The sequence below is a fragment of the Halostagnicola sp. A56 genome, assembly GCF_000691505.1.
In the GTDB taxonomy this organism is placed as follows: domain Archaea; phylum Halobacteriota; class Halobacteria; order Halobacteriales; family Natrialbaceae; genus Halostagnicola.
Window position 1 is genome coordinate 247,591 of sequence record NZ_JMIP02000020.1, and the last position, 8,718, is coordinate 256,308.

8 protein-coding genes are annotated in these 8,718 nt (G+C 58.6%); 5 read left to right on the plus strand and 3 right to left on the minus strand.

What is annotated here, in order from left to right; translation table 11 throughout:
- Positions 1 to 9 precede the first annotated feature (9 nt).
- Positions 10 to 534 carry a type IV pilin gene (locus EL22_RS12330; RefSeq protein WP_231587950.1) on the plus strand — a complete coding sequence of 175 codons (525 nt, stop codon included), beginning with the start codon at positions 10 to 12 and terminating at the stop codon, positions 532 to 534.
- A gap of 44 nt (positions 535 to 578) precedes the next feature.
- Here the strand turns inward: EL22_RS12330 and EL22_RS12335 are convergent, their stop codons facing one another.
- Positions 579 to 1,205 (minus strand): methyltransferase domain-containing protein, encoded by a 627-nt coding sequence (locus EL22_RS12335; RefSeq protein WP_050051777.1) that lies wholly within the window; start codon positions 1,203 to 1,205, stop codon positions 579 to 581.
- Between the two features lie 176 nt (positions 1,206 to 1,381).
- Here EL22_RS12335 and ahaH point away from each other — a divergent pair, with 176 nt between their 5' ends.
- The 3 genes from ahaH (at position 1,382) to EL22_RS12350 (ending at position 5,324) form a co-directional block, all read left to right on the plus strand.
- A complete protein-coding gene (gene ahaH, locus EL22_RS12340; RefSeq protein ID WP_050051778.1) occupies positions 1,382 to 1,714 on the plus strand; it encodes an ATP synthase archaeal subunit H in 333 nt (110 codons plus the stop codon).
- A complete protein-coding gene (locus EL22_RS12345) occupies positions 1,701 to 4,004 on the plus strand; it encodes a V-type ATP synthase subunit I (protein WP_050051779.1) in 2,304 nt (767 codons plus the stop codon). The genes ahaH and EL22_RS12345 overlap by 14 nt, the downstream gene beginning before the upstream one ends.
- Positions 4,005 to 4,103: 99 nt before the next feature.
- A complete protein-coding gene (locus tag EL22_RS12350; RefSeq protein ID WP_231587951.1) occupies positions 4,104 to 5,324 on the plus strand; it encodes a nitrilase-related carbon-nitrogen hydrolase in 1,221 nt (406 codons plus the stop codon).
- Between the two features lie 69 nt (positions 5,325 to 5,393).
- Here EL22_RS12350 and EL22_RS12355 read toward each other — a convergent pair whose 3' ends face one another.
- Positions 5,394 to 6,506 carry an alanine--glyoxylate aminotransferase family protein gene (locus EL22_RS12355; RefSeq protein ID WP_050051781.1) on the minus strand — a complete coding sequence of 371 codons (1,113 nt, stop codon included), beginning with the start codon at positions 6,504 to 6,506 and terminating at the stop codon, positions 5,394 to 5,396.
- Positions 6,507 to 6,683: 177 nt separating this feature from the next.
- Complete coding sequence (gene serB, locus EL22_RS12360) at positions 6,684 to 7,334, minus strand: phosphoserine phosphatase SerB (RefSeq protein ID WP_050051797.1); 651 nt, start codon at positions 7,332 to 7,334, stop codon at positions 6,684 to 6,686.
- Between the two features lie 253 nt (positions 7,335 to 7,587).
- Between serB and EL22_RS16140 the strand changes: the two genes are divergently transcribed.
- On the plus strand, positions 7,588 to 8,061 hold the full coding sequence (locus EL22_RS16140; RefSeq protein WP_082146766.1) for a hypothetical protein: 474 nt from the start codon (positions 7,588 to 7,590) through the stop codon (positions 8,059 to 8,061).
- The last annotated feature ends 657 nt before the right edge of the window (positions 8,062 to 8,718 follow it).

Below are 8,718 nucleotides of genomic sequence, written 5' to 3' on the forward strand. Positions count from 1 at the left end.
ACCGTCGGTGTGGAATCGAACGGACGATCACCCAGCCAGAAAACTGCAAACGGACGAAAACTGACCAATCGTCCCACGCGAGCGCTCAGCCCGTTGATCGGACTTCTCACGATGATCGCCGTGACCGTCGTTCTCGCAGCTATTCTCACAGTCGGTGTCAGCGCGCTGGGGACGAGCGGGACCCCGCCGACGGCTGGATTCGACCTCTCGGCCGACGCGGCGGACTCGACGATCGAACTCGAGCACGCGGGCGGCGACGCGGTCGACGTTCGCGAACTCTCGGTGGCAATCGAGATAGACGGCGGCACGCTCGAGAACCAGCCGCCGGTTCCGTTCGTCGGTGCCAAGGGGTTCGACGAGACGCCGACCGGGCCGTTCAACGCGAGGAGCGATCCGATATGGCGGGCCGGCGAATCCGCGCGCGTCGACCTCGCGTCGACAAACGACCCTCGATTACGGGCAGGCGCGACGGTCACCGTGACGCTCGTGGTGGACGATCACCGAATCGCGACGCTCGAGGCGACAGCGCGGTGACGGATCGCAGCCCAATTTCGAATATGCCGACGAGAGAAGCGTGATTACCGATCGGGAGCCCGACCGATCGTGGTGATCGCGACGTCCGGCTCGTAGGACGGACCCATGAACTTGTGTTTGACATCCTCGAATCCCGCCCGCTTGAACATTCGATCCGCCTCGTACTCGTCGTAAAAGAGCATCATCGCGTCGGCGAATTTTTGCGTTATGAGTCTCTCGGGATAGTTCGGGCCGACGACGAGGACCTGCCCGCCTGGCTTCAACACACGGCGGAACTCCCGAAGCGCGAGAACCGGGTTCGGCCAGTACTCGATCGAACCGGAGGACCAGACGATGTCGAAGGTATCGGTCGCGAACGGGAGTCGCTCGGCGTCTCCACGGTGGAACTGCACTGACGGATTCCGCGTGCCGAACTTTCCGTACGCCTTCTCGAGTTGGTGTTCGCTCTGATCGAGCGCGTAGACGTGGTCGACCCGCTCGAGCAGGCCCTCGGTCCCGAACCCGGTCCCACAGCCGACGTCGAGCACCGTCATATCCGACTCGAACTCGAGGAGGTCGAGCGCCTCGGTCCGCATCTCCTCGTTCCAGATGAACGGGTTGATCCAGTCGTAGACCGTCGAGAGGTACTTATAAAAGAGCCGGGCTCTGGCTTTGTTCTCGAGGATTCCCATTGGGTGAGTAGTTCCAGTTCGAACACAATATGCTTGCTGTTCTGGGTTTTCGGCCGAATTCCGGCGCGGGTGGGTTGGGCAACCGCACCACGATACGGCTGTATTGGCGGCCCAGCGGCGGATCACTTTCGCAACTACCATATACGCCCTTGAGCAAAGATTCGCTTGCTTAGATTATGCCGAGGCCAGAGGTTCTCGAACGACTTCAGTCGGCCGAACAAGAGGCCGACGACATCGTCGCAGAGGCAGAAGATGACCGCGACGAGCGAATAGCCGAGGCCCGGGAACGCGCCGAGGAGATTCGCACCGACGCTGAACAGCAAGCGCGCGAGCTCAAAGAACGCCGGCTCGAGCAGGCGCGCGAAGAAATAGACGAGGAGTGCGAGCGCGTTCTCGAGGACGGCGAGCAAGAGCGGGAGGAACTCGCCGAGCGCGCCCGAGACCGGGTCGACGATGTGACAGCCCACGTCGTCGAACTGTTCCAGGAGGACGTCCATGCTCAGACCTGAACGGATGAGCAAGGTCTCGGTGACCGGCTCGCGGGGCGTCATGTCCCAGGTCATCGAGACGATTCACGGGCTGAACTTGGTTCATCTCTCGGACTACGACGGCTCCTGGGAGGGGTTCGACAACGGCGACCCGATCGAGGGCGCCGAGACCGCCTCCGAGAAGCTCGTCACCGTCCGGGCCCTCGAGAGCACGCTGGATCTCTCGGTCGAGGACGTCGACCCAGATTCGGGTTCGCTCGAGGACGGCTGGGAGGACCGACTCGAGTCCATCCGCACGCGAGTCAACGAACTCGACGACCGGCGAAGCGAGATCAACGACGAGCTTCGACAGGTCAACGAGCGGATCGACCGCGTCGCCCCCTTCGCCGCGCTGGGGATCGATCTCGATCTGCTGTCGGGCTACGACTCGATCGACGTCCTCGTCGGCGAGGGCTCTCTCGAGGAAGTCGAGGCGGCCGTCGAAGCGGCCGACGAGATTCGAGCCTACGAGACGTTCACCGGCGACGGCGTCGTCGCCATCGCCGCCGCGCCCGCCGAATCGGCCGGCGACAGTCCGATCGACGACGCGCTCGTCGGCGTCGAGTTCACCCGTCACGATGTCCCCGAGACCGATCAGACTCCCGAGGCGTACGTCTCGGATCTCGAGTCTCAACGGGCCGAACTCGAGTCTCAACTCGAGGAGATCGACGCCGAACTCGAGGAGATCAAACAGGCCGAGGGCGCGTTCCTCCTGCGAACGGAAGAGGAGTTGTCGATCGAGGTTCAACAGGCGGAAGCGCCCCTGCAGTTCGCGACGACCGACCACGCGTTCGTCGCTGAAGGGTGGTTGCCGACCGACGAGTACGACCGACTCGTCTCCGGGTTGAACGACGTTGTCGGCGACAGCGTCGAAATCGAGGAACTCGTTCGGGCCGACTACAACGACGAGGGGTATCCGACCCGAACCGAAGCCGTCGAACACGGCGGCAGCGAGGACTCGAGCGAAACGGTCGCCAAAGAGGAAGAGGAGCGCGAAACTCGAGAGGCGGTCGCCGACGGCGGGTCGGCGACGGCGACCGGTGCGGTGACGATGGTGGACGAACCGCCGGTCGTCCAGAACAACGTCGGTCCAGCGAAACCCTTCGAGTTCCTGCTTCGGCTGATCGACCGGCCCAAGTACAGCGAACTCGATCCGACAATCGTCTTGCTGTTGACGTTCCCGGCGTTCTACGGGTTCATGCTCGGTGACCTCGGGTACGGACTGTTGTACACCGGTGTCGGATACCTGCTGTACAGTCAGTTCGATCAGGACATCGTTCGGAGTCTCGGTGCGATCGGCATGTGGGCCGGTGGGTTCACGATGCTGTTCGGGATTCTGTACGGCGAGGTATTCGGCCTCCACGTCCTCGGCGAGGTCCTGTTTAGCGACGGCCCGCCGCTGCGCAAAGGGATCCAGCCCGCGTTCTCCCAGTTCAGCCAGGCGTGGCTGCTGGCGAGCGTCTTCATCGGACTGGCCCACCTTACCGTCGGGTACATCTTCGGCTTCATCAACGACCTCGAGCACGGTGCTGGCGAGGCCTACTTCGAAAACGGCTCGTGGGCGCTGCTCATGATCGGCCTCTGGATGTGGATCTTCAGCGTCCAGGGCGAGGGAGCCAAGCCCGCGTTCCTCTTCGAGACGTTCAGTAGCGAGGGGCCGATCCCGATCGGCTTCAGCGGCTTCCCGGTCATGGAAGTGTTCTCGCTGCCCGAAGCCGTCCCGGGACTTGGTGGTCTCGCAGTCGGCGTTCCACTATTGATCGCACTGTTTGGCTTCGTGACGATGGTCTACGGCGAGGTCAGACACTACGGTGCCCTCGGAATCATCATCGGCGGCCTCGAGAGCTTCAACGTCTTCGGTGACGTGCTCTCGTATCTCCGAATGGCGGCGGTCATCCTCGCGAAGGCGGGGATGGCGTTCGTCGTCAACATGCTGTTCTTCGGGGTCTACGTCGTCGAAACCGAGACCGGGGCCGAGTGGCACTTCGGGACCAGTCACGCGCCCCAGCACATGCTCGAGCAGGGAACCTACCACGGCCACGAAGTGAGCGAAGTCATGTTCGGCGGCCTGCTCCACGGGGGCATCTTGATGGCGATCATCGGGGTGTTCGTCCTCGTGCTCGGTCACGTCGTCGTCTTGCTGCTGGGCATCACCAGTGCTGGCCTCCAGGGAATCCGCCTCGAGTACGTCGAGTTCTTCAACCGATTCTACGAAGGCGGCGGTCGCAAGTTCGAACCGTTCGGCCGAGAGCGACTCGACGACGACAACTGACTCGGCAGTCGTTTCGAGATCAGTTTGGGTTTGTTTTCATTTGTTTTCGTCTACTAGCCTTCATTCGCTGACTCATCTACGAATAGGTATGATTCCCCATTGCAAATAATTTCACCTTCTGATTGCCTCGGCTGGCGGCCGGTCCGTGCCACCTCTGCTTCTCTGTACAAGCCGAATCACTGTGCGTGCCGAAAAATACATAATAGTCAATGTGAATGTATCTGTATGGCACGAATCGAACAGTACATGGCTGTTGGCCTTTCGCCGACAGTGTGGGGTGCCGAGGAGCGAAGTGACATTCAGAAAAACCTGGACCACATTCACGAGACGCTCTCGGCGGCGACATGGCTGAGTAGCGTTGACCTCCCGGTCAAACTCGCGGTGATCCCCGAAGGAGCACTACAAGGATTCACCGATGAAGTACACGATATGAAGCATACGGAATACCGGGAGGAGATCGCGATTGACATCCCCGGCGAAGAGACCGATGTGCTCGGCGAATACGCGAAAGAGTTCGACATCTATATTGTCGCCTCAGCGAAAGAAAAGGCGCCAGAGTACGAGGATAAGTTCGTGAATACCGCGTTCGTTATTGATCCGGACGGTGAGGTAATCCTCAAACACCGAAAGAACACCCCTCTCCTCCCGGTTGAACGGTCAGTCGCGCCACACGACGTCTGGGACGACTGGGTTGACGAACACGGTGCGGATCTCGATTCGTTCTTCCCGGTTGTCGATACTGACATCGGACGGATCGGTATCTCTCTCGCTATTGAGGGCGCGTATCCTGAGTACGTACGCGGCCTTGCGATGAACGGTGCTGAGGTCGTCTGTCGAATCGCCTGTCCCGAACCGCTCGTCGCGAACGAAGCGTGGGAGATTCAGAACAAGGCGCGTGCGTTGGACAACAACACGTACGTCGTTGCTCCGAACCTCGGAACGTACTATCTGACGCCAGATTCGGAAACACCGGTTGATACGTTCGGCGGTGGATCGATGATTATCAACTACAAGGGGAAGACGATATCCGATCACGACTACGGTGGCGGGTCGTCCTACTGCGCGGGGGTCATCGATATTGAGGGCCTTCGTGAGTTCCGGTACCGATCGCCACTGATGAACTGGATGAAAGACCTCCGTACCGAATTGTGTCAGGTTATCTATGACAGAGAGCTATACCCCAAGAACCTCTGGCTCGACGAGACACCGGTACAGCACGACGAGTATGCAGAGGAAGTAACAGAAGAGCGTATCGAAGACATGGTCGAGAAAGATATCTGGGTTCCGCCGTACTGGGAACGAGAAGACGCGGGCCGGTAGTAGCTAGCCAACCGATTTGATCCCCCTGCCTCGGTCCCGCCGAGGCCAATGCAATTTTGGACGACCAGTTTAGAGGCCAGTGACGTTTTCGATAGCGGAGGTCAGTGTCTTGATCGACTCGAGGTCGTGCTCGCCCATATGGCCGATTCGGAAGGTCTTCTCGCCGAGTTGCGAGCCGTAGCCGTTCGAGAAGACAAAGTCGTACTGCTCGTCGACGGCCGCGATGGTCTCGGCGACGTCGATGCCCTGCGTGTTCTCGATGCAGGCTACCGTCTGTGACTCATAGCCCGCCTCGGGGAACATCGCGAAGTGCTCGCGGGCCCACTCGCGGGTGTACTCGGCCATCTCGAGATGGCGCTGGTCGCGGGCGGCGTGGCCCTCCTCAAGCATGTACTTCATCTGCTTCCGATACGCGAGCATGACCGAGATGGCGGGCGTCGAGTGGGTCTGCCCCTTCCGGTCGTAGTAGTCCAGCGACCGCTGGAAGCCGCCGTACCACGACGCCGAGTCCTTCCCGAGTTCACGTTCGTAGGCCTCATCGCTGACGACACAGACCGCCAGCCCGGGGGGCATCGCGAAAGCTTTCTGAACGGAAGTGAAGATCACGTCAATGTCGTGTTCGTCGATATTGACGTAGTCGCCGCCCAGCGCCGAGACCGCGTCGACGACGAAATATGTGTCCGGGTACTCAGCAACGACGTCGCCGATCTCCTCGATCGGGTTGCGGACCCCCGTCGAGGACTCGTTCATCACGCAGGTGACGGCGTCGTAGTCGGTGTCGCTCTCCTCGAGTCGCTCACGCACGTCCCCGGGTTTGACCGCCCGCCCCCACTCGTACTCGAGGGTGTCGACGTTCTTGCCGAGGCGTTCGGCGACGTTGGCCTGGCGTTCGCTGAAACTGCCACAAGTCGTCACGAGAACGTCCTCGTCGACGAGGTTGAGGAGTGAACTCTCCATGAACTCTGTGCCCGACCCTGTGAGAATGATCACATTGTTATCGGTGTCGAGAAACTCCTTGGTGTCCTCGACGATTGTCGTGTAGAGGTCGGTCATCCGGTCCATCCGATGACCGAACATCGGTTCGCACATCGCCTCGATCACGTCCTCGCGCACCTCGGTCGGGCCCGGGACATACAGTGTCTTCTCTGGATAATCGCCTGTGTATTCGCGTCTTTCGCTCATACTACTTACCTGTACAGTCCCTTGTGTGACGAGACTTTTTGGTATTTTTGGTGCCGGAATGTAAAAGATTGTCACATGATCCTTGTGAGAAAGTTGGGTGGCGGAGCGGACAACACCATTCGCGGCTCTCGGAACCGCTGGGGGGACGGTCTAAGGTGTGAGTGAATCGCGTCCAAATCACTCGTTCGCCAGAACACCCTCCGTGACGAGTACCTCGCGGGCTTCGTCCATCGTGGTCACGACGACTTCGCAGTGGGGTTCGACGGCTGGTTTCGGGTCGAAGCCGATCGAGAGACCAGCTACTTCCAACATAGGGAGATCGTTCGCACCGTCGCCGATCGCGACGCTGTCTGAGAGAGTAGTCGCGACATCGTTGGCGAGGTCTTCGAGGGCGTCGTCTTTGGTGCCCTCGATGAGTGGACCTTTGACGTCACCGGTCAGTGCTGTTTCACCGCCATTCAGTGGCAGTTTGTTCGAGACAATGTGATCGACAGTCGTGTTCTCACGCTCAAGGGCGGCTGCGACACCGCGTTCGAAGCCGCCCGTGAGGATGGCGGTCGTCACGCCAGCATCGTTCAATTCATCGATCAAATCAGCAGCACCCTCGCGAAGTGCAACCTTTTCGAACGCGGCCGTGACCTCGTCCTCTGGAAGTCCCTCAAGTAGCGCCGCTCGCTTCCGTAGGCTCTCGGCGTAGTCAATTTCATCATTCATCGACCGTTCGGTGATCTCGGCCATGTCATCTGCCACTCCACAGCGATCGCCCAGCAGTACGGTCATCTCGGAGTCGGATAGCGTTCCGTCAAAGTCGAAGGCTACGACTGTCATCATTTGCTAGTTGAGGATCCCCGAATAAACAAGTTTAGGTTCTGTGTGACACCCGTTACCAGAATATAGTCGAACTGTGACTGGGATGAGATGAAATCGTGTCCAACCAGCACGCCTCTTGCCCCGTCCGTGAGTCGCTTTTCAAGATGGCACACTAGACCATACTCTTGTACATTTCCCACTGTAAGTGGTCGAAGTGGCGGTTATTTCCCCGGAAAACACTAATAGCCACGAGATTGGTAACTGTGATCAGATGTCACTCGAGAAGTTCCCAGAAGAGATTGACCGCCGACGTGGGTTCCTCCCATCGCGTGATCCATTGACCGAGTTCGATACCGATCGTCATCGACCAGTTGTCAGCAGATACCTCAACCAGTTGGATAGTCTCGGAAACGAACTCGCCAATTTTGTCGAATCGGGTGGGGTAAGACCGGCGCTTCGCTCGATCGGCACACCGCCTGACGGATTATTGAGTGAACTCACTGAACGGGAGCGAACGCGCCTATGTATGTTGAGTGGATTCTTTGCGAGTACATATGTGAACCATGACCTGCCGGATGGGGACTCGGTGTCGACTCTCCCGGCCGGCATTGCGGTTCCTCTCTATGAAACCTCGATGGAGATCGACAGAAAACCAATTCTCTCGTACGATCTCCTCTGCCTCCACAACTTCCAGAGGAAGGACCCAGACGAAGACATATCGCTGATTTCGAGTATCGTATTTTAACTACCTGATCACTCGCTGAGTGATGTGAATCGATTATTGTGGGTCTCTGTCAGCGTGGAACGAACCAGATTAGTGGCCGACGTTTCAGAACTGAATTGAGTGGTTGTAATTCCATGTTTTATAGAATAGCTATCTATTGCCTACCTGGAGGGTTGATTCGTATAATTACACGCATACCCGTGTAACGAAACGGGGATCTTCTTCACAGTATTACAGTTCGTATCAGCCCGAAATACCAAAAATTCGGCGTATCCGCGTGTCGTACCACGGAGTACCGAGTGGGGGTTCTCGAGTGGCAAATCCTCGAATGTAAACGTGATTCATACTCCCATCGGCATTCGTTCAGGGCGAAAGGGCGTTCGTCACTGCCATCGTCGGCGTGATTCGGCTTTGAGCACGCGATTCGAGTTAGGAAGCGTCCACGGAGTGGAAACGGAGCATTTCTGAGTGCCCGTTTCGATCGAGCCGTCTGTCGAAGACCCAGACAGCCGTAGTCGGACCCATCTCGGCTGTTTTGGCGGCGTATCCCTCCCCACCGGTATCAGACCGTTCGAACAATTTAATATTGCATTATGTAGTTTATAGAACCGGCGTTGGCCACCCAGTAGCGCTCAAACGAGCATATTCCCGCGATAGATGGATAATTCAGTACACTGC

What these genes read in the sequence shown, in the direction of transcription:
- ahaH (WP_050051778.1), top strand. Translation starts at nt 1,382, where the DNA reads ATGCCGAGGCCAGAGGTTCTCGAACGACTTCAGTCGGCCGAACAAGAG.
- EL22_RS12335 (WP_050051777.1), bottom strand. Translation starts at nt 1,205, where the DNA reads ATGGGAATCCTCGAGAACAAAGCCAGAGCCCGGCTCTTTTATAAGTAC.
- EL22_RS12345 (WP_050051779.1), top strand. Translation starts at nt 1,701, where the DNA reads ATGCTCAGACCTGAACGGATGAGCAAGGTCTCGGTGACCGGCTCGCGG.
- EL22_RS12355 (WP_050051781.1), bottom strand. Translation starts at nt 6,506, where the DNA reads ATGAGCGAAAGACGCGAATACACAGGCGATTATCCAGAGAAGACACTG.
- serB (WP_050051797.1), bottom strand. Translation starts at nt 7,334, where the DNA reads ATGACAGTCGTAGCCTTCGACTTTGACGGAACGCTATCCGACTCCGAG.
- EL22_RS16140 (WP_082146766.1), top strand. Translation starts at nt 7,588, where the DNA reads ATGTCACTCGAGAAGTTCCCAGAAGAGATTGACCGCCGACGTGGGTTC.